Consider the following 18,970-nt stretch of genomic DNA (forward strand, 5'->3'; position numbering starts at 1 on the left):
CGTCGCACCGATGCGCTTCGTCAGACCGCTCCGACTGCTCTCGCTCCGGTCGCGCATCACGATCGGGTCGACGGCGATCGCCGCGGTCGTGATCGTCCTGCTCGTGCTGGTGATGCGGTTCCAGGTCGTCAGCGTCGTCGCATCGGCCACCAGGACCCTGCTCGACGCCGACGCCGACCCGTACGTCGCGACGCTCGAGGTCGACAGCGACCCCGACCTGTCCCCGCCCGGCAACGCGCAGCTCGTCGCGGTGGTCTCCCCCGCCGGTGACATCGTGCTGTCCACGATGCCGTCCCGCGTCGAGCGGGCACTCGGCAGCCTGACCACGACCTCGGCGGGCACGAGCGTCATCGACGTGTCGGGCTCCCAGTACCGCGTCGTCGTCGAGCACCCGGTGAACGGCGCCGGTCGGTGGACGGTGGTGGCCGCCCGCAACTCGCAGGCCGAGGCCATCGTCGTCGACGACCTGACCACGACGCTCTCGATCACCGGGCTCGCCATCCTGGTCGCGTTCGGGATCGCATCGTGGGTGCTCGCGACCGCAGCGCTCCGCCCGGTGAACCGGATGCGTCGCGAGGCCGAACGGCTCTCCGTCGCACCGGAGCGCGCCGAGCTGCCGGTCGGTCCGGCGCAGGACGAACTGGCCTCGTTGGCGACGACCCTCAACGCGTTCCTCGCCCGGACCCGCCAGGCGACCGAGCGTGAACGCCAGATGGTGTCCGACGCGAGCCACGAGCTGCGCACGCCCCTGGCGATCCTCACGACCCAGCTCGACCTGGCGTCGCTCGACGCCGACGACGCCGCCGCGCTCGCCGGGCACATCGAGCGGGCGAAGAACAACGTGGCGCGGCTGTCCCGCCTGGCGAACGACCTGCTGACGCTGTCCCGCATCGAGGAGTCCGAGCGACGCTCCGAGGACGGCGACCAGCGACCGCTCACGGCGTGGTCCGACCTCGGCGACGAGGTGATGGCTGCCGTCGACCGCGTCCGGCTCATCGCGAGCGCGAAGGACGTCACCGTCGACTTCGACCTCGAACCGCCGGTCGCCGTCGGCGGTTCCGGTCCGGGCATCGGCGGTGGCACCAACGAGCCGCGGTACCGGCTGGACACCGGGGGCATGGCGCAGCTCGTGACGAACATCGCCGGCAACGCGGTCGCCGCGCTGCCCCGGGGCGGCGGGATCCTGGTGACCTGGCGGACCTCGGGGAACACCGGGGAGCTCCAGGTCACGGACGACGGCCCCGGGGTGCCGGAGTCGTTCGTGCCGGTGGCCTTCGACCGGTTCACCCGGCCCGACGAAGCCCGGAAGTCGCGGCCGAACCCGGACCCGGCGACCGGCGGGATCCCGGTGCCCGGCGGCTCCGGCCTCGGGCTCGCGATCGTGCGGGCGGTCGCCGAACGCGCGGGAGGCACGGCGTCCCTCCGGAACGTCCGCTCCGGTGGCCTCGAGGTCACGGTGCGCATCCCCCAGGCCGAGTAGCCCGCACAGGACCGTGCCCCGCCCGCCGCGGTCACTGGAAGTCCCGGGAGCGGGTCCGGACGGACAGGGACAGGTGCTCGATGCGGTCCGCGACCACGTTCACCACGCCGTCCGGTGACCGCTCGAGGATCCCCCGCACGATCACCGCCGGTGACTCACGCGCCACCCGGCGGTAGCGCCCCCAGACCCCGACGCTGCAGATCACGTTCACCAGGCCGGTCTCGTCCTCGACGTTCATGAACGTGATCCCCGATGCCGTCGCGGGTCGCTGCCGGTGCGTCACGATGCCGCCGACCTCGATCCGCCGGCCCGTCTCCGCCGTCGCGAGGTCCGCCACGCTCAGCACCCGCTTCGCGACGAGCCGGTCCCGCACGTGCCGCACCGGGTGGTCATCGGTCGTCATGCCCGTCGACCACATGTCCGCGATGAGGACGTCGCCGCTCGTCATCTGCCCGAACAGCGGCGGCTGCACGACCACCTGCGTGTCCGGCAGCTGGTCGGCCCGCTCCGCCGCGGCCTGCGCGGCGGACCACATGCCACCCCGGCGGTCCACGCCGAACGGGGCGAACGCGTCCGCGGCGGCGAGGGCCTCGAGCTGCGCCGTCGTCAACCCGACCCGACGGGCGAGGTCGGACATGTCGGCGAACGGCCCGTTCGCATCGCGCTCGGCGACGATCCGCTCGGCGCTCTTCCGGCCGAGGGACGCGACCTCGGCCAGGCCGAGCCGGACCGCGAACGCCCCGTCGCGACGGTGTCGGGCGGTGTCGTCGGGGCGGGCCTTGTCGAAGGGCAGCACGGGGTCCTGCTCGACGGCGAGACAGGCGTCGTCCCCGAACCCGGCGGCACCGGAACCGGAACCGGCACCCGCACCGGTACCAGCACCGGCACCGGCACCGGCACCGGCACCGGCAGGCTCCAGCGTGGCGTCCACGCCGGAGCGCAGGATGTCCGGCCGGAGCACCGTGACCCCGTGCCGACGAGCGTCGGCGACGAGCGTCTGCGGTGAGTAGAACCCCATCGGCTGCGCCCGGAGCAACGCCGCGAGGAACGCCCCCGGGTAGTGCAGCCGCATCCACGCGCTGGCGTAGACGATGAGCGCGAAGCTGATCGAGTGGCTCTCCGCGAAGCCGAAGTTCGCGAACGCCTGGATCTTCGCGTAGATCGCGTCGGCGTCCTCGCCGTGGATGCCGTTCTCCGCCATCCCCGCGTAGAGCTTGTCCCGGAGCCGGTCGATCTTCTCGTGGCCGCGCTTGGACCCCATCGCCCGCCGGAGCAGGTCGGCGTCGTCGCCGGAGCAGTTGCCCACCGCGATCGCCATCTGCATGAGCTGTTCCTGGAAGAGCGGCACCCCGAGGGTCCGCTCGAGCACGGGTTCGAGCGACGGGTGCATGTACGTGATCGGTTCCTCGCCGGTGCGCCGTCGGATGTACGGGTGCACCGCGCCGCCCTGGATCGGTCCGGGGCGGACCAGGGCGACCTCGATCACGAGGTCGTAGAACCGCCGCGGCAACAGCCGGGGCAGCGTGCCCATCTGCGCGCGGGACTCCACCTGGAACACCCCGATCGTGTCGGCGCGGCAGAGCTGGTCGTAGACGCCCTGTTCCTCTTTCGGGATGGAGTGCATCTCCCAGCGCTCCCTGCAGTGCTCCGCGGCGAGGTCGAAGGAGTACTGCAGCGCCGCGAGCATCCCGAGCCCGAGCATGTCGAACTTGACGAGCCCCATGTAGGCGCAGTCGTCCTTGTCCCACTGCAGCACGGTGCGGCCGTCCATCCGGGCGTGCTCGATCGGCACGACTTCCCCCACGGGGCGGTCGGTGAGCACCATGCCGCCGGAGTGGATGCCGAGGTGCCGCGGGAACCCGAGGACGTCGCTCGCGAGCCCGACGACGCCAGCGGGGATGTCGTGGTCCTCGCTCTCGGTCACGGACCCCCACCGCTCGACCTGCTTCGACCAGGCGTCCTGCTGCCCCGGGCTGTGGCCGAGCGCCTTCGCCATGTCCCGCACGGCGCCCTTGGGCCGGTACGTGATGACGTTCGCGACCTGCGCGGCGTTGTACCGGCCGTACTTGTCGTAGACGTACTGGATCACTTCTTCCCGCCGGTCGGAGTCGAAGTCGACGTCGATGTCGGGCTCTTCGTCGCGCATCGCGGAGAGGAACCGCTCGAACGGCAGCCCGTACCGGATCGAGTCCACCGCGGTGATCTGCAGCAGGTAGCAGACCGCCGAGTTCGCCGCGGAACCCCGACCCTGGCAGAGGATCCCCCGCCCGCGGGCGTACTGCACCATGTCCCGCACGATCAGGAAGTAGCCGGGGAAGTTCTTGTCCTGGATCACCGACAGTTCGCGCTCGATGCGCTCCCGCTTGTGCGGGTCGACGCCGTCGGCGCTGCCCGGGTACAGCCGGCGCGCACCGTCCCAGGTGAGTTCCCGGAGCCAGGACATCGCGGTGTGCCCGTCCGGTACGTCCAGGTCGGGCAGCCCGGGCTTGACGGTCTTCAGCTGGAACCCGAGTTCGTCGGCGAGCGTGACGGTGTGCTCGATCGCCCCCGGGTACCGCGCGAACCGCCTGGCCATCTCGGCGCCGGAACGCAGGTGCGCGGTGTCCGCCGCCGGCAGCCAGCCGTCGATCTCGTCGAGGCTCCGCCTGGCCCGGACCGCGGCCAGCGCCGTCGCCACCGGGAACCGGTCAGGGGTGGCGTAGTGGACGTTCCCCGTCGCCACGACCGGCAGCGCGTGCTTCGCCGCGAGCGCCGCGAGGACGTCGTTCCTGGCGCTGTCGAGCGGGTCGCCGTGGTCGAGCAGTTCGACGATGACGTTCCCGGTGCCGAAGCGGTCGAGCAGTGCCCGGACGGCGGTCTCCGCCGCGGACTCGCCGCCCTGCTCGAGGGCTTGGCGCACGGTGCCCTTGCGACACCCCGTGAGCACCCGCCAGTGGCCGTCCGCGCGTGCGGCGAGGTCGTCGAGGTCGTACCGCGGCCGGCCCTTCTCGGACCCCGCGGCGAGGTGTGCGCTCGTCACCGCGCCCGCGAGCCGGTGGTAGCCGTCCTGGCCGTCGGCGAGCAGGAGCAGGTGCGAGCCCTCGGGGTCGGGGACACCGTTCTGCGGCTCGGTCAGCCCGAGGGAGAGCTCGGTGCCGTAGACCGTGCCGACGCTCGGGTAGGCCTCTGCCACCTCGGCCATCCGGGCGGCACCGTAGAAGCCGTCGTGGTCGGTGAGCGCGAGGGAGTGCAACCGCAGCCGTGCCGCCTCTTCGAACAGGTGCTCCGGCTGGCTGGCGCCGTCGAGGAAGCTGAAGGTCGAGTGCGCGTGCAGCTCGGCGTACGGGACGACCGGTCCGGTCTCGCCGTCCGGCAGCCCGGCGGGCTGGTACGGCGCACGCTTCCGTGACCACGCCGGGCTGTCGCCGCCGTCGCCGTCCGTCGCCGTGCCCGGGCTCCGCTTGTCGGAGAGGGCGCGCTCGAACTGCGACCACGGGATGGGTGGGTTGCTGTAGCCCATCAGGCTCCCCCGTTCACGTCGCCACGGCTTCCGCCCACCACCGGTGGTCCGCGAGCACCAGGTACCAGGCCCGTCCCTCGGCGTCGACGAGCTGCAGGCGGTGGAGTCGGCGGCCGCCCGCGTCCCACCACCGCACGACGAGCGGCCAGGGACCCGCCCAGGCCGTGACGGCAGCGAACCGGCCACCGCGGTCCCCCTCGGCGCGGAACCGCTCGGGCGCCCCGGAGAGCACCCCGCGGTCGTCGACGTCCACGCTGCCGCCGTCCCCGGCGACGACGTCCACCGGTCGGGGCCGTTCGAGCACGGTGGCCGGCGGCGGCCCGGGGAGTCTGCCCGGCCAGGGTCGGTCCCGCACGGCGGCGAGGTCGGCGGGCGGGGCGTCACCCCACGGCACGAGCACCATCCGCTCGGACAGCGTGCGTCCGCCGCCGATGCGCGGGGTCACGACGCCGTCGTGGCCGACCATGCCCTGCACCCGGGCGAGGCCGTGGTGCACGCGTTCGTCCGGCCCCGAGCCCCAGAGCCCGCGCTCGTGGTTCGCCATGTCGTCGACCGCGACCGGCTCGAGCACGACCGAGGTCACCGGCGCTTCGAGGCCCGTCGGGTCGACGCCGCCGGCGAGCTGCCAGCGCACCCGGTCCACCACGTCCGCGGCGTCGAACCAGCGCGGGTGCGTCCAGGTGCGTTCGAGCAGGATGTCCCGCTCGTCGACGATGCCCACCCGGATGCTCGTGGCGACGAGCCCGGCGGCACGGAGCCGTGCGGCGAAGTCGTCGGCCGACCGGCGGAACGCGAACGCGATCTGGTCGGCACGGTCGAGTGCGGGCTCGAAGGAGGCCTCGGTGCGGAGCTCGGGCGGGACGTCGCGTGCCGAGATCTCCCGCGGGTCGCGTCCGCCGGCCAACCGGTGCAGGAACGCCCCGGCGACTCCGAACCGGTCACGCACCTGTTCGTCGCCGAGCGCGGCGAACTGCCCCAGCGTGACGATGCCCAAGCGGTCGAGCACCGATGCCAGGTCGGGGTCCCCGAGCACCCCGAGCGGCAGCCGCGCGAGGAAGTCCGCCGAGCCCGACACCGGCACGATCCGGACGCGTTCCCCCGGGCGCCCCGGTCGGGCACGTGCTGCCTGCTCCGCCGCGAACGGGGTGTCCGCGACCCCGGCACGCACCGCGGGGGCGCCGTGGTCGGCCGCGATCCCCGCGAGGGTCGCCGCGGCGGCCCGCTCGCCGCCGTAGTAGCGCGCCGGCCCCCTGGACCGCAGCGCGAGGGTGCCGGGCCGCACGGCCTCGACCCCGGGGACCGCGGCTTCCACGGCGCGGATGACCGGCTCGAACGCCCGGTGGTCGAGGGCGTCGTCGTAGGGCTGCACGACGAGCCCCGGGCAGCGCGCCTGGGCTTCCCGCACGCGGAGCCCACGGACGACGCCGTCCTGTCGGGCGGAGGCCGAGCATGCGAACACCAGCCCCTTCACGATCAGGGCGAACGGCTGCTCCGGTGGTGCGCCGGCAGCACGGGCCGCGGCGATGACCGGCCAGTCCGGGCACCAGAGCACGATGGTCCGGGTGGGTGGCGGCTCGGGCAGCGCACCCCCGCGGGCGACCGCGTCCGCGCGGACGCGCCCCGACGCGATCACGAGGCCACCGCCACGGGGCGGAGGTCCCTGCGGAACCCGTGGCCGTCGCCCGGCAGCCGGGCCGGCACCGGCGACGCCGCCCGGACCGCGCCGTCCGCGGCGGGCAGCAGCAGCTCGGCGGTCGTCGGGCGCACCGCACCGGCACGCCCGGTGGCCGTCACGGTCGCCCGTCGCTCGGTCAGGTGGCCGTGTCCCTGGCCGATCCCGCTCCACTCCGACGCCGTGACCCGCAGCGTGACGTCGGCACCGGGCCAGGAGCCCAGCGCCACGAGGGCACTGCCACGCTGCCGCAGCCGCGCCGAGAGCCGTGCGACGTCACCGGGGACGACCCGACCGAGCGGCCGGGTCAGGACCATCTGGGCGACGTCGGCCATGGCTGCCGTCACCGCGAGCCACTGGTCCCCCGGGTCGGGCACGAGCACGAGTCGTTCGAGGTCGATCCCGGCGGCCGCCGCGGCTTCCACCCCGAAGGACGGCACCCCGACGACCGCGCACCACGCACCGGCCGCCGAAGCCGCCTGCAGCATGGTCATCGCGAGCAGCACGGACTCCGGGACGGCGTAGGTGCCACCGACACGGATCGCGCCACCGGGCAGCAGGGGTTCGAGCGCCGGCGCCGTCGGCAACCCGGCGGTGTCCACCCGGGTGGACTCCATGTCGGCCACCCGGGAACGCAGCGACGTGATGCGGTCGAGCGCCGCGCGGGCGTCACCGAGGTGGTCGGGAGCGGCAGGACGAGCGACGGCAGCGCGCGCACCCGGGGTCCGCCCGACCCGGTCCGGGCCGGGCGACCGGAGTGCTGTCGCCGTCTGCATCCCCTCATATTCGAACATGTGTTCGATGATGTCAATCGGCACCGACATCGTGTGGACAACCGGGTCGAACACGTGTTCGATCAGGGTCACCAGTGGGCAACGGCCCCCAGGCTGCCGAGCACCGAGCGGGTCTTCGTCTCGACCTCGGTCGCCTCGTCCGCGGCCACCGACGACCACGTCACGGCCCCACCGGCCCCGAGCGACCGCGACCGGACCACGGCACCACCGAGCCCGAGCCCGAACCCACCAGCACCAGCACCGGCACCAGCACCGGCACCAGCACCAGCACCAGCACCAGCACCAGCACCAGCACCGACCACTGTCACCAGTGTGCGGATCACCACCGACAGATCGACCGCCCCGCTCGCCGAGAAGTACCCGATCGCCCCCGAGTACACCCCGCGCGGCGCCCCCTCGAGCCGGTCCGCGATCGCCATCGCGCTGATCTTCGGTGCACCCGTCATCGACCCCGGCGGGAACGCCGCACGCACCACGTCCGCGCGCGAGGTCCCCGACGGCAGCGACGCACCGATCGTCGACACCATCTGGTGCACGCTCGCGTAGGTCTCCACGTCGCACAACCGGTCGACGTGCACCGACCCCGGCACCGCCGTCCGGAGCAGGTCGTTCCGCAGCAGGTCGACGATCATCACGTTCTCCGCGCGGTCCTTGACGCTCGCCGCGAGCTCGTCCCGGACCGCCGCGTCCGCGGCGGTGTCGGCGAGCCGCCGCCGGGTCCCCTTGATCGGCTCGGCCAGGACGGACCCGTCCGCGTCGATCCGCAGGAACCGCTCCGGCGAGCGGCTCGCCACGCGCAGCGGGCCGAGCCGCAGGTACGCGCCGAACGGGACGGGGTCGGCCACCCGCATCCGCAGGTACTCGTCGAGCTGCGGGTCCGCGCCGGGGGCGACCCCGGCCTCCCACCCGACGCCGGGCAGGCTGAAGGCGGTCGTGAGACAGACCTGGAACGCGTTGCCGTCCCGGATCTCCGCTCGGCACGCGTCGACCGCGGACTCGTGGGCGGCCCGCGTGACGCGGCCGGTCGCCACCACACCGGACGGGAGGCTCGGGGGCACCTCGCGGACGTCGGTGGCCGCTGCCAGCGTGGTCACGGAGTCCAGCCATGCCCGGTTCGCGCGCGTCGCGTCCGGTTCCGCGTCCACCTCGAGGGCGAGCGCCCACGCTGCACCGTCGTCACGGACCACGACGGCGCGGTCCACGAACCGCAGGTCGGCGTCGGCGTGACCGTCTGCGGTCCGGTCCGGCCCACCGGACTCCCGACCGAGCTCGTACCCGAGGAACCCGACCCAGCCGAGCGCGAACCCGAGCCCCGCGACGGGCTCGTCCAGTTCCGGGGTGGCGGCGAGGAGCTCGGCGAGCACCGTGAACGCCGGTCGGTGCTCGGACCGACCGGCACCGAACCACGGCCGCGCGGGCACGGAGACGTCGAGGACGGCTGCCCGGTCCTCGTGCCGGAACCGCACCGCGAAGGGGCCGTCGCACGGGGCCAGGATCGACCACCGGGCCCGGGCGTGGGCACGCGCGGGTGCGCCGGACGGCAGTGCCGAGTCGAGCCAGACGACGTCGCCCCGCTGCGCCAGGGCGAGCCCGCGCAGGTCGATCCCGTCGACCCGACGAGACGCGATCCGCGGGGTCAGACCGCCTGGATCGTCCACGATGCGGGGTACGAGGCGCCCGGGTCGAGCACGACGAGTCCGCGCTCGGCGCCCCCGTTGAAGGCGTCGGGCGCGCACGTCATGGGCTCGACCGCGAGGCCGGCGCGGTGGTACTCCGGCACGACGTGGTCGGCGGTGTGGACCTGCGCCCAGGGGCACTCGTCACCGAAGACCATCCGGACACCCTGGCCGTCCGCCGCGGTGAGGGTGATCGCCGCGGTGTCGCCCTGCCGATCGAAGCCGGTGAACGCGTGGTCGATGAACCGCGAGCCGATCAGCGTCGGCGTCCGCAGGTCGAACTCGTCGTGCACGGGCACGAGCGCCGTGGGGATCAACCGGTCCTCGGTGACCTCGAGCACTTCGGCCGCGGGCAGCGTCAGCGTCCAGTCGTCCACGGTGCCCGCGCCTGCGGACAGGTACGGGTGCGGGCCGGTCCCCCACGGCGCCGGACGGTCCCCGGTGTTCGTGCCGGTGACGGTCGTGTGCAGGCCCTGCTCGTCAACGCGGTACTCCACGCGCACGACGACGCGGAACGGGTACCCCTCTTGTGCCGCGATCGTCGTCGTCAGGACCACGCGGTCCGGCGCGACGGACTCGACGTCGAAGTCCGTCCAGCCGACCAGGCCGTGCAGGGCGTGCGAGCGCCGGGGCTCGGTGAGCGCGAGCTCGAGGTCCTGGCCGTCGAAGGTGTACCGGCCGTCCACCACGCGGTTCGGCCACGGGGCGAGGACCGCGCCGCGGAACACCGGGCGGACCTCGTCGGCGGCGAACGGCACCACGAGGTCGCGGCCCTGGTGCCGGAGGCTCCGGAGCGTCGCCCCGACCGTCGCGATCTCGGCCGAGTACCCGGCGGCGGCGATGGTCAGTTGCGTTCCGGACAGCGGGGCGTCGTTGCTCATGGGCTCAGCGTAGCGAACGGCTCGGCAGGCCTCCGGACGCGGAGAAGCCCCGCGCTTCCGGAGAAGAGCGGGGCTTCGTTGGTGGATCTGAGGGGACTCGAACCCCTGACCCCCTGCATGCCATGCAGGTGCGCTACCAGCTGCGCCACAGACCCAGGTCGTTGTTGCTTCCGTGACTCCGGCTTCCCGGAGGCACCATAGAAGCGTACACCATCGCCGACCCGGGGAACGAAATCGGAACCGCACCCCGGGCGCGTCGGAAGCTACGCCGAGTGCTCGGCTGCGGACGCAGCAGCAACCACGTCGAGCGGGATGGTCGGGCAGTCCGACCAGAGGCGCTCGAGGGAGTAGTACTGGCGGTCTTCTTCGTGGAAGACGTGCACGATGACGTCACCGAAGTCGATGAGGACCCAGCGGCCTTCGCTCCGACCTTCACGACGGAGGGTCTTGGCGCCGGCCTGGAGCATGCGGTCCTCGACCTCGTCGGCGATGGCCATCACGTTGCGCTCGTTGCGCCCCGTGGCGAGCAGGAACACGTCGGTCAGCTGCAGCGGGCCGGTCACGTCGAGGGCCACGAGGTCCTCGGCCTGCTTGGCGTCGGCCGCACCAGCGGCGACCTGCACGAGTTCCAGTGCGCGTGTGGAGGCGGTCACGGAGTCCTTCCGGTTGTCATCCAGCACGGTGCCGGATCGGACACGATCATAAGCCACGCCACCGACGGCGGCGAGGGAGGGGTGCGGTGCGCGACCCCGGGGAAGCGGGTCAGCCGCCGAAGAAGTTCGTCGACACCAGGGCGACGACGATGACGGCGGCCGCGGCGACGCAGACGCCGCAGACGGTCACGGCGAGCACGACCGGCACGCGTGACTCCTTCGGCTTCGCGGCCGCGAGCACCACCTGACGGGTCGAGGTGTGGCTGGACACGGCGCGGCTGGCGCGCACGGGGCTGGCGTCGGTCTCGGGCTGCTCGTCGTGCTGCTCGAGGAGACGGTCGACCTCGGCGCCGTCGATCGGCCGGTGCGAGCCGGTCGAGGACAGCGAGGCCGGCAGGTCGATCGAGCCGGTGAGGATGACCTCGCCGGTGGCGTTCAGCGCACCGGTGGGGTCGGCCAGGGCGGAGTTCGGCAGGATGATCGCGTTCGTCCGGGTCTCGGCGATGCGGCGGGTGCCGGTCTCCTCGTCGTGGACCTCGGTGTCGTGCGAGTCGTGCGCCTGCGTGGACCAGTGCCCGACCGGCGGTTCGAACGCGGTGGTCAGCGGCTTCGGCTCGGGGGCGCGACGGAACGCGACTCCCGGGGCGTCGTCGGGCTGCGGGGCGCTCTGGACCGGGACCTCGTTGGTGTCGTCGTCCTGGGCGTCGAGCGAGAGCGGGAACACACCGGGGGTGGCGGCTGCGGCGGCGGTCGGTGCCGGCGGCACGGCAGCGGAGGGCGCAGCAGTGTCGGTCGGTGCGGCGGTGTCGGGCTGCGCGTCGGCGCTGCTCGGTGCGGCGTCCTCTGCGGACTGCGGCGCCCAGGTCGACCGGTGTCGGCGCGGTTCCTCGGCGTGCGCTGCGGCTTCTTCGAGGGGCTCGAGCGCGTCCGGGGACCCGTCGGCGGAGGTGGCCTGTTCGACCGCGGCCTCGTCGAGCTGGGTGATCTCGGGGGTCGGCTCCTGCCAGTCCGACGGCGCGGCGTGGGGTTCCGGGACGGACGTCGGCACGCTCGGTCCGGCGAACCCGGCCGGTGCGGTCGGCGGTGTGGTCTGCTCGTCGTCGTCCTCGAGCGAGGCGACGGTCCCGAGGACGTCCTGCACCGTGCGGTCGGAGGACTGCGGCGTGGGGTTCTGCAGCGGGACCGGGCGGACGCCCTGTCCTTCGGCTTCCCGCATCTGCCGGATCTGGCGACGGGTGAGGCCACCGGTGCCCGGGACGATCTCGGTCGCCGATGCGGGCGGCTGCTCGGGGACGCCGCCCGAGGGCAGCTGGACCGGCACGGAGCCCTGCGCGGGAGCGCCGGACTGCGCGGGTGCCGGAGCTGCCGGCGCGACGTGCGAGCCGGGGCGACGGCGGACGCCGGGCTCCGGGGAGGTCGAGGGCACGGTCGGCGGCGGGGTCACGGGCTGCGCGCCGCCCGAGGCCGCGCGCTCGCGCTCGCGCGCCTGACGCCGCGACAGTGGCGGCTGCGCGTCGGACGGACTCATGCAACGCTCCGATACAGATGGTGCTTGGTGATGTACTGGACGACACCGTCGGGGACCAAGTACCACACGGGGTTCCCGCGCTTCACCCGGTCGCGGCAGTCGGTCGACGATATGGCCAGCGCGGGGACTTCGAGCAAGCTTACGTCTCGCTCGGGCAGTCCGGTGATGCTCAAGTTGTGCCCTGGACGGGTCACGGCGACGAAGTGCGCCAGGTCCCAGAGACCATCATGGTCTTTCCAGTCGACAATCTGCTGGACGGCGTCTGCGCCGGAGATGAAGACGAGCTGGGCATCGGGCCGCTGGTCGTGCAGGTCCCGGAGGGTGTCCACCGTGTAGGTCGGGCCCGGACGGTCGATGTCCACACGGCTCACGGTGAACATCGGGTTCGACGCGGTCGCGATGACCGTCATCAGGTAGCGGTGTTCCGCGTCGGTCACGCCGGACTTCATGTAGGGCTGTCCGGTGGGGACGAAGACCACCTCGTCGAGGTCGAACGACTTCGCGACCTCGGACGCGGCCACGAGGTGACCGTGGTGGATGGGGTCGAACGTGCCGCCCATCACACCGATGCGCGGCCGACCCGAGCTCTCGAGCATCGAGCAGTGCGTCAGATCTTGGTGTGGCCGAACTCGTCCACACCGGTCTCGTGGGTGCGGGTGGCCTCGAACTTGTTCGAGTGGCGGTACGCGACGTCACGGAAGGACCACGTGACGAACCCGAGGAACGCGAAGAACGCGGCAGCCACGACCGGGAAGATGAACGCGGGGACCGACGAGGCGTGCTCGGCGGCTTCAGCGAGGAGGGTCATGGTGCGATGCTCCGATCGGTCGAGGAAGGCTGCGGACCAGTCTAGCCGCGGATCTGTCCCTGTCCGCGCACGACCCACTTCGTGCTGGTCAGTTCGGGCAGCCCCATCGGCCCACGTGCGTGCAACTTCTGCGTGGAGATGCCGACCTCGGCGCCGAAGCCGAACTCGCCGCCGTCGGTGAACCGCGTCGACGCGTTCACCATCACGACCGCCGAGTCGACCGCCGCGATGAACCGCTCGGCCGTGTCGACGTCGTTCGTCACGATCGACTCGGTGTGGTGGGTCGACCATTTCGCGATGTGCGCCATCGCGCCGTCGACGTCGGGGACGACCCGGATCGACAGGTCGAGGTCCATCGACTCCGTGGCCCAGTCGACGTCCGTGGCCCGGAGGACCCCTGGGACGATCGCCCGGGTCTCGTCGTCGCCGCGGAGGGTCACCCCGGCGGCGCGGAGCCTGGCCGCGAGCGTCGGGAGCAGGCGCTCGGCGGCGGAACGGTGCACCAGGAGCGTCTCGAGGGCGTTGCAGACGCTCGGGCGCTGCACCTTGCTGTTCAGGACGATGTCGACGGAGCGCTCGAGGGGCGCGGACTCGTCGAGGAAGACGTGCACGACGCCGGCCCCGGTCTCGATCACGGGGACCTGCGACTCGGTGACGACCGTCTGGATGAGCGACGCGCTGCCCCGCGGGATGAGCACGTCGACGAGACCACGAGCACGCATCAGCTCGGTCGCGCCCTGACGCCCGAACTCGTCGATCGTCTGCACCACCGCACGCGGGAGCCCGACGGACTCGACGGCGTCCTGGAGCCGGGCGACGAGCACCGCGTTCGTGCGCTCGGCCGCCGATCCTCCGCGGAGCACCACCGCGTTGCCGCTCTTCAGCGCCAGGCTGGCGATGTCGACCGTGACGTTCGGGCGCGCCTCGTAGACGGCGCCGACGACACCGAACGGCACCCGGACCTGGGAGAGCTGCAGTCCGTTCGGCAGCACGGAGCCGCGCACCGACTGCCCGACCGGGTCGGTGAGGCCCACCACGTGCTCGACCGCGACCGCGAGTGCCTCGATCCGGGCGGGATCGAGCCGCAGCCGGTCCAGCAGGCCGCCCGAGAGCCCGCTGTCCTCACCCGCGACGAGGTCACCGTGGTTCGCGGCCACGATCTCGTCGGTCGCGGCGCGGACCGCTGCCGCGATGGCGCGGAGCGCACCGTCCTTGACCGCCGTGGTGGCCGTCGCGAGCGATGCCGCGGCAGCGCGGGACGCGACGAGCTTGTCCGTGAGGGTCGGTGCGGGTGCGGTCAGCGACATGGCTCGATTCTAGGTCGGCGCTCCCCCGCGTGACGGAGCGTGACCCGGCGACCGCGCGACCCCGCGACCCCGCGACCGCGTGACGGAGCGTGACCGCGCGACCGCGCGCCGGAGGAAGCCGACAGGACCGGGCGAGCCGAGCCTCCCGGCCGCGTGCGGACCGACCCCGCCGGAACGCGACGTCCGTCAGGGACGCGGCGCCGCGTGGAACCAGGTCCCGACGGCGTCGCCGGCCAACGCCTGCTCGACCAGCGCGGTCGCCGTCACCAGCACCGACGTGCCGGCCTCGGCTGCGAGCCGAGCGGCCGCGACCTTTGTGCCGGCTCCCCCGGTACCGACCCCGGACTTTCCCACGGACCCGAACGTGACCCCGGCAAGCTCGTCGCCGAAGGGGACCTCGTCGATCCGGGTGGCTCCCGGCAGCTCTGGCGGCCGCGTGTACAGCGCCTCGACGTCGGACAGCAGCACGAGCGCGTCGGCGCCGAGCAGCCGCGCCACCAGCGCGGCGAGCCGGTCGTTGTCGCCGAAGCGGATCTCGTGAGTGGCGACCGTGTCGTTCTCGTTGACGATCGGCAGGACACGCAGTGCGAGCAACCGGTCGATCGCCCGCTGCGCGTTCACCCGGTGCGTCGGGTTCTGCAGGTCCCCGGCGGTCAGCAGGATCTGGGCCGCGACGACGTCGTGCCGGTCCAGTTGCTGCTGGTACCGGAACATCAGGACGTTCTGCCCCGTGGCCGCCGCCGCCTGCTGGGTGGCGAGGTCGTCCGGGCGCCCCTCGAGTCCGAGGAACGGGAACCCCGTCGCGATCGCACCCGACGAGACGAGCACGACCTCGGTGCCGCGGCCGTACGCGGCGGCCAGGGCGTCGACGAGCGCGCCGATCTGGCCGGTGTTCTCGCCGCTGACCGACGACGAACCGACCTTCACGACGATCCGGCGGGCACGCGGGATGTCCGCGCGCTCCCGGACGGTGCCGAGCGCGGTGCGGTTCGTCGTGTCGGTCATGCCCGGTTCAGTCCCTGCTGTCGCTGTCGCTGTCGCTGTCGCTGTCCTCGTCGTCCGCCCAGAGTCCGGAGACGCGCTCCTGCTCGAGCTCGGCACGGGCAGCGGCCTTGGCGTCCATGCGCTCGAAGTACTCCTCGCGGCGCTGGTTGCGCGTCGGACGCATGTTCATGTCGACGCGGGCGTCCGTTCCGCGGGCGCTCGTGATGAGCTCGGCGGTGGACGTGAGCGTCGGCTCCCAGTCGAAGATCATGCCGCCCTCGCCGCCGATGACGACGGTCGACCCCGCGACGGCTCCGGCCTTGAAGAGGCCGTCCTCGACGCCGAGCTTGGCGAGCCGGTCGGCCAGGTAGCCGATCGCCTCCTCGTTCTCGAAGTCCGTCTGCTGCACCCAGCGCTCGGGCTTGGAGCCGCGGACGCGGTAGAAGCGGTGCTCCTCGCCGCCCTCGGCCTTGACCGTGAAGCCGCCCTTGGCGTCGACCGCCTTCGGGCGGATGACGATCCGCTCGGCGACGGGCTCGGACGCCCGGGCCGCGCGGGCCTCTTCGACGATGCCGGCCAGCGCGAACGAGAGCTCGCGGAGCCCGGCGTGCGACGCGGTCGAGATCGGGAACACGCGGTAGCCACGGGCCTCGAGCTCGGGGGTGACGAACGCGGCGAGCTCGGCGGCGTCCGGGACGTCGATCTTGTTGAGCGCGATGAGCTGCGGGCGCTCGAGGAGCGGCACCTGCCCCTCGGGCACCGGGTACCGCTCGAGTTCGCGGAGCAGGACGTCGAGGTCGCTGATCGGGTCTCGGCCCGGGTCGAGCGTCGCGCAGTCGATGACGTGCAGGAGCACCTCGCAGCGCTCGACGTGGCGGAGGAACTCGAGCCCGAGGCCCTTGCCCTCCGACGCGCCCTCGATCAGGCCGGGGACGTCGGCGACCGTGAAGCGGACGTCACCGGACTCGACGACGCCGAGGTTCGGCGTGAGGGTCGTGAAGGGGTAGTCGGCGATCTTCGGCTTCGCGGCGGAGATCGCGGCGATGAGCGAGGACTTGCCGGCGCTCGGGTACCCGACGAGTGCGACGTCGGCGATGGTCTTGAGCTCGAGCCGGACGTCGCCGCCCTCGCCCTCGGTGCCGAGCAGCGCGAAGCCGGGGGCCTTCCGCTTGGTCGTGGCGAGGGCCGCGTTGCCGAGTCCGCCCTGACCACCCTGGGCCACGACGACGCGCATCCCGGGCTCGGTCATGTCGGCGAGCAGGTCGCCGTTCTCCTCGTACACCACGGTGCCGACGGGCACCGGGAGTTCGAGGACCTCGCCGGAGATGCCGCTGCGCATGTCGCCCATGCCGGGCTGGCCGTTCTTGCTGGAGCGGTGCGGCGACCGGTGGTACCCGAGCAGGGTCGTCACCTGCGGGTCGGCGACGAGCACGATGTCGCCGCCGTCACCGCCGTTGCCGCCGTCCGGGCCGGCCAGCGGCTTGAACTTCTCGCGACGAACGGACACGCAGCCGTTGCCGCCGTTCCCCGCGCTGAGGTGCAGGATCACGTCGTCGACGAACGTCGCCATCGGGTGTCACTCTTTCGTAGGAATGGAGCCGTGCAGGAATGAGAAAGAGGGGCAGGCGCTCGGCCTGCCCCTCTTCCAAGAACGTGCTTCGTCGGGATCGCTTACGCGTTGACGATGTTGATGACCTTGCGGCCACCCTTGGTGCCGAACTCGACCGAGCCGGCGGCCAGGGCGAACAGCGTGTCGTCGCCACCGCGACCGACGTTCGCGCCCGGGTGGAAGTGCGTGCCGCGCTGGCGGACGATGATCTCACCGGCGTTGACGACCTCGCCACCGAAGCGCTTCACGCCGAGGCGCTGTGCGTTCGAGTCGCGACCGTTGCGAGTGGAACTCGCACCCTTCTTGTGTGCCATTGTCTACTCCCGCCTTACGCGATCTTCGTGACCTTGACGCGCGTGAGTTCCGCGCGGAAGCCCTGGCGCTTCTTGTAACCGGTCTTGTTCTTGAACTTCTGGATGATGACCTTCTTGCCGCGGAGGTCCTCGAGCACCTCGGCGGTGACGGTCACCTTGGCCAGGTCGGTCGCGGCGGAGGTGATGTTGTCACCGTCCACGAGGAGCACGGGCGCGAGCTCGATGTTGCCCTTGTCATCGGCCTTGGCGCGATCGATGGTGATGATCGTGCCGACCTCGACCTTCTCCTGACGGCCGCCGGCGCGCACTACTGCGTAAACCACGTGGAAATCCTTACGTAACTCTGCTTGAGGGAAGTCTCGGGTGCCCAGGCGCGATCGGGCCGGTCGGAACCGGTGATCGGCGACACAGGCAGCAGGGCCGATTGACCAGACCGCACAGTGACACCAGGGATCGAGAATACTCGATGGGCATGGGTCCGGTCAAACGGCGACACGCACGTAGCATGTCTGAGTGACCGTGTTGATCGACCCGCCGACGTGGCCCGCACACGAAACCGTGTGGTCGCACCTCGTCAGTGACCTATCGTACGCGGAACTCCACGACTTCGCGGCACGTGCGGGTGTGCCGCGCCGTGCGTTCGACCACGACCACTACGACGTGCCCCTGTCCCGGTACCAGGAACTCGTGTCGCTCGGGGCAACGCCGGTCACCGGTCGGGAGCTCGTCCTGCGGCTCATCGCGAGCGGTCTGCGGGTCGCGCAGCGCGACAAGCGCGCGCACTGACGGACTCTGCCGGGAGGCCGGGGTCGCCTCCGCCAGGCACGCTGCGGTCCCGGGACGGGGCCCAGTGCAGCCCCGCCCCGGTCGGGCGCGCATGCTCAGGATGCGGGCATGCTCAGCGCGCGGGCTCGCTCAGCGTGCGAGAGCGCTCAGCGTGCGGGCGGCGGGGCCCACGGGTTCGCCGGCGGTTGCTGCGGCGGCTGCTGCTGCGCGTGCTGCGGAGGCCCGAAGCTCGTCGGCGGGACCGCGTCGGCCGGACGGACCGTGCCGGGGGTCCCGGGAGCACCCGGGCGGGCACCACCCGCGTGCCCGGCGGCGCCGACCCCTGCGCGAGCACCGCGCGGGCGTCCGAGCCACAGCCACGTGGCCGTGGCGGTCGCGAGCAGCATCGCCGTCAACGGGATGCCGCGCTGGATCGGGGAGGTCACCACGTCGATGACCAGACGCTGCGGCCCGGCACCCACGGCCGCGTACGCCCCCGTGAAGACCCCGACGAGCGCGAGCGCGAGCGTGCCGGCAGCCCCACCGAGCACGGCGCGGAGGAGCACGACGGGCAGCGGGCTGCGACGGGTGATCGGCGTCAGAACCCCAGCGCGAGGAACGCACCCGCGTAGAACGGGAACGGCGCCAGGAAGACGGCCGTCGCGAAGCTCAGCACCACGCTCTGCCCGCCGTACGAGCCGAAGGGGCCGATGTACATGCTGGTGCCGACCATGCCGACGAGTCCGGCCACCGCCTGGATCGCCAGCACCGCGACGACCGCGATCGCCGCACCCGCAGCGGCGGACGCCGAGGCACCCGGAGCGAACGCCCTGGTCGGGTCACCGGGCACCCGGGGAGCGCGGGGCGGCCGCGGGGGTGCGTACGGACCGGTGCCGTACCCACCGCCCTGCGGCTGCTGCTGGTGCTGCGGCTGCGGCTGGTGCCATCCGGCGCCGTAGTACCCGCGACCGTCTCCCGGACGCTGCTCCGGACCGCTCAC

The 18,970-nt window shown here is 72.7% G+C and carries 18 protein-coding genes and 1 tRNA gene; 2 read left to right on the forward strand and 17 right to left on the reverse strand.

Annotation, left to right across the window (positions count from 1 at the left end; all coding sequences use genetic code 11):
• Positions 1–10: 10 nt before the first annotated feature.
• Positions 11–1,480, forward strand: coding sequence for a sensor histidine kinase (locus tag ACIPJY_RS08120; protein WP_400462719.1), 1,470 nt, complete (start codon positions 11–13; stop codon positions 1,478–1,480).
• Between the two features lie 31 nt (positions 1,481–1,511).
• Here ACIPJY_RS08120 and ACIPJY_RS08125 read toward each other — a convergent pair whose 3' ends face one another.
• The 15 genes from ACIPJY_RS08125 to rplU all read right to left on the reverse strand — a co-directional run bounded on the left by ACIPJY_RS08125 (position 1,512) and on the right by rplU (position 17,528).
• Positions 1,512–4,979, reverse strand: a complete 3,468-nt coding sequence (locus ACIPJY_RS08125) for an error-prone DNA polymerase (RefSeq protein WP_400462722.1) — start codon at positions 4,977–4,979, stop codon at positions 1,512–1,514.
• A 13-nt stretch (positions 4,980–4,992) separates the two neighbouring features.
• The gene (locus ACIPJY_RS08130) at positions 4,993–6,612 is read right to left on the reverse strand and encodes a DNA polymerase Y family protein (RefSeq protein ID WP_400462725.1); all 1,620 of its coding nucleotides are present in this window, start codon (positions 6,610–6,612) and stop codon (positions 4,993–4,995) included.
• Positions 6,609–7,445, reverse strand: coding sequence for a hypothetical protein (locus tag ACIPJY_RS08135; RefSeq protein ID WP_400462728.1), 837 nt, complete (start codon positions 7,443–7,445; stop codon positions 6,609–6,611). The genes ACIPJY_RS08130 and ACIPJY_RS08135 overlap by 4 nt, the downstream gene beginning before the upstream one ends.
• Positions 7,446–7,513: 68 nt before the next feature.
• Positions 7,514–9,103, reverse strand: a complete 1,590-nt coding sequence (locus ACIPJY_RS08140; RefSeq protein WP_400462731.1) for an anthranilate synthase component I family protein — start codon at positions 9,101–9,103, stop codon at positions 7,514–7,516.
• Complete coding sequence (locus tag ACIPJY_RS08145; protein ID WP_400462734.1) at positions 9,082–10,002, reverse strand: aldose 1-epimerase family protein; 921 nt, start codon at positions 10,000–10,002, stop codon at positions 9,082–9,084. The genes ACIPJY_RS08140 and ACIPJY_RS08145 overlap by 22 nt, the downstream gene beginning before the upstream one ends.
• A gap of 79 nt (positions 10,003–10,081) precedes the next feature.
• Positions 10,082–10,157, reverse strand: a tRNA-Ala gene (locus ACIPJY_RS08150).
• A gap of 108 nt (positions 10,158–10,265) precedes the next feature.
• Positions 10,266–10,655, reverse strand: coding sequence for a ribosome silencing factor (gene rsfS, locus ACIPJY_RS08155; protein ID WP_400462737.1), 390 nt, complete (start codon positions 10,653–10,655; stop codon positions 10,266–10,268).
• Between the two features lie 109 nt (positions 10,656–10,764).
• On the reverse strand, positions 10,765–12,183 hold the full coding sequence (locus tag ACIPJY_RS08160; RefSeq protein ID WP_400462740.1) for a hypothetical protein: 1,419 nt from the start codon (positions 12,181–12,183) through the stop codon (positions 10,765–10,767).
• Positions 12,180–12,779 carry a nicotinate-nucleotide adenylyltransferase gene (nadD, locus tag ACIPJY_RS08165; RefSeq protein WP_123653945.1) on the reverse strand — a complete coding sequence of 200 codons (600 nt, stop codon included), beginning with the start codon at positions 12,777–12,779 and terminating at the stop codon, positions 12,180–12,182. Before nadD ends, ACIPJY_RS08160 begins: the two co-directional genes overlap by 4 nt.
• 11 nt (positions 12,780–12,790) lie before the next feature.
• The gene (locus ACIPJY_RS08170; RefSeq protein WP_123653946.1) at positions 12,791–12,991 is read right to left on the reverse strand and encodes a hypothetical protein; all 201 of its coding nucleotides are present in this window, start codon (positions 12,989–12,991) and stop codon (positions 12,791–12,793) included.
• Between the two features lie 41 nt (positions 12,992–13,032).
• The gene (locus tag ACIPJY_RS08175; protein ID WP_400462744.1) at positions 13,033–14,298 is read right to left on the reverse strand and encodes a glutamate-5-semialdehyde dehydrogenase; all 1,266 of its coding nucleotides are present in this window, start codon (positions 14,296–14,298) and stop codon (positions 13,033–13,035) included.
• 186 nt (positions 14,299–14,484) lie between these two features.
• Positions 14,485–15,303, reverse strand: a complete 819-nt coding sequence (gene proB / locus ACIPJY_RS08180; protein ID WP_400462747.1) for a glutamate 5-kinase — start codon at positions 15,301–15,303, stop codon at positions 14,485–14,487.
• Between the two features lie 7 nt (positions 15,304–15,310).
• Positions 15,311–16,852 carry a GTPase ObgE gene (gene obgE / locus ACIPJY_RS08185; RefSeq protein WP_400462750.1) on the reverse strand — a complete coding sequence of 514 codons (1,542 nt, stop codon included), beginning with the start codon at positions 16,850–16,852 and terminating at the stop codon, positions 15,311–15,313.
• 101 nt (positions 16,853–16,953) lie between these two features.
• Positions 16,954–17,205 (reverse strand): 50S ribosomal protein L27, encoded by a 252-nt coding sequence (gene rpmA / locus ACIPJY_RS08190; protein ID WP_071298800.1) that lies wholly within the window; start codon positions 17,203–17,205, stop codon positions 16,954–16,956.
• A 14-nt stretch (positions 17,206–17,219) separates the two neighbouring features.
• Positions 17,220–17,528: a 50S ribosomal protein L21 gene (rplU, locus tag ACIPJY_RS08195; protein ID WP_123653950.1), complete on the reverse strand. Its 309-nt coding sequence runs from the start codon at positions 17,526–17,528 to the stop codon at positions 17,220–17,222.
• 190 nt (positions 17,529–17,718) lie between these two features.
• On the opposite strand from rplU, the gene ACIPJY_RS08200 reads away from it, so the two are divergent.
• On the forward strand, positions 17,719–17,991 hold the full coding sequence (locus tag ACIPJY_RS08200; RefSeq protein ID WP_400462754.1) for a DUF4031 domain-containing protein: 273 nt from the start codon (positions 17,719–17,721) through the stop codon (positions 17,989–17,991).
• Between the two features lie 146 nt (positions 17,992–18,137).
• On the opposite strand, the gene ACIPJY_RS08205 is transcribed toward ACIPJY_RS08200, so the two are convergent.
• Together ACIPJY_RS08205 and ACIPJY_RS08210 are read right to left on the reverse strand one after the other, a co-directional pair.
• On the reverse strand, positions 18,138–18,536 hold the full coding sequence (locus ACIPJY_RS08205) for a hypothetical protein (protein ID WP_400462756.1): 399 nt from the start codon (positions 18,534–18,536) through the stop codon (positions 18,138–18,140).
• A gap of 32 nt (positions 18,537–18,568) precedes the next feature.
• The gene (locus ACIPJY_RS08210; protein WP_400462758.1) at positions 18,569–18,970 is read right to left on the reverse strand and encodes a hypothetical protein; all 402 of its coding nucleotides are present in this window, start codon (positions 18,968–18,970) and stop codon (positions 18,569–18,571) included.

It is taken from the genome of Curtobacterium sp. NPDC090223, assembly GCF_044746585.1.
Taxonomy (GTDB): Bacteria; Actinomycetota; Actinomycetes; order Actinomycetales; family Microbacteriaceae; genus Curtobacterium.

What these genes read in the sequence shown, in the direction of transcription:
- obgE (WP_400462750.1), bottom strand. Translation starts at nt 16,852, where the DNA reads ATGGCGACGTTCGTCGACGACGTGATCCTGCACCTCAGCGCGGGGAAC.
- ACIPJY_RS08135 (WP_400462728.1), bottom strand. Translation starts at nt 7,445, where the DNA reads ATGTTCGAATATGAGGGGATGCAGACGGCGACAGCACTCCGGTCGCCC.
- ACIPJY_RS08160 (WP_400462740.1), bottom strand. Translation starts at nt 12,183, where the DNA reads ATGAGTCCGTCCGACGCGCAGCCGCCACTGTCGCGGCGTCAGGCGCGC.
- ACIPJY_RS08125 (WP_400462722.1), bottom strand. Translation starts at nt 4,979, where the DNA reads ATGGGCTACAGCAACCCACCCATCCCGTGGTCGCAGTTCGAGCGCGCC.
- rpmA (WP_071298800.1), bottom strand. Translation starts at nt 17,205, where the DNA reads ATGGCACACAAGAAGGGTGCGAGTTCCACTCGCAACGGTCGCGACTCG.
- ACIPJY_RS08145 (WP_400462734.1), bottom strand. Translation starts at nt 10,002, where the DNA reads ATGAGCAACGACGCCCCGCTGTCCGGAACGCAACTGACCATCGCCGCC.
- ACIPJY_RS08170 (WP_123653946.1), bottom strand. Translation starts at nt 12,991, where the DNA reads ATGACCCTCCTCGCTGAAGCCGCCGAGCACGCCTCGTCGGTCCCCGCG.
- ACIPJY_RS08175 (WP_400462744.1), bottom strand. Translation starts at nt 14,298, where the DNA reads ATGTCGCTGACCGCACCCGCACCGACCCTCACGGACAAGCTCGTCGCG.
- proB (WP_400462747.1), bottom strand. Translation starts at nt 15,303, where the DNA reads ATGACCGACACGACGAACCGCACCGCGCTCGGCACCGTCCGGGAGCGC.
- ACIPJY_RS08120 (WP_400462719.1), top strand. Translation starts at nt 11, where the DNA reads ATGCGCTTCGTCAGACCGCTCCGACTGCTCTCGCTCCGGTCGCGCATC.
- nadD (WP_123653945.1), bottom strand. Translation starts at nt 12,779, where the DNA reads ATGCTCGAGAGCTCGGGTCGGCCGCGCATCGGTGTGATGGGCGGCACG.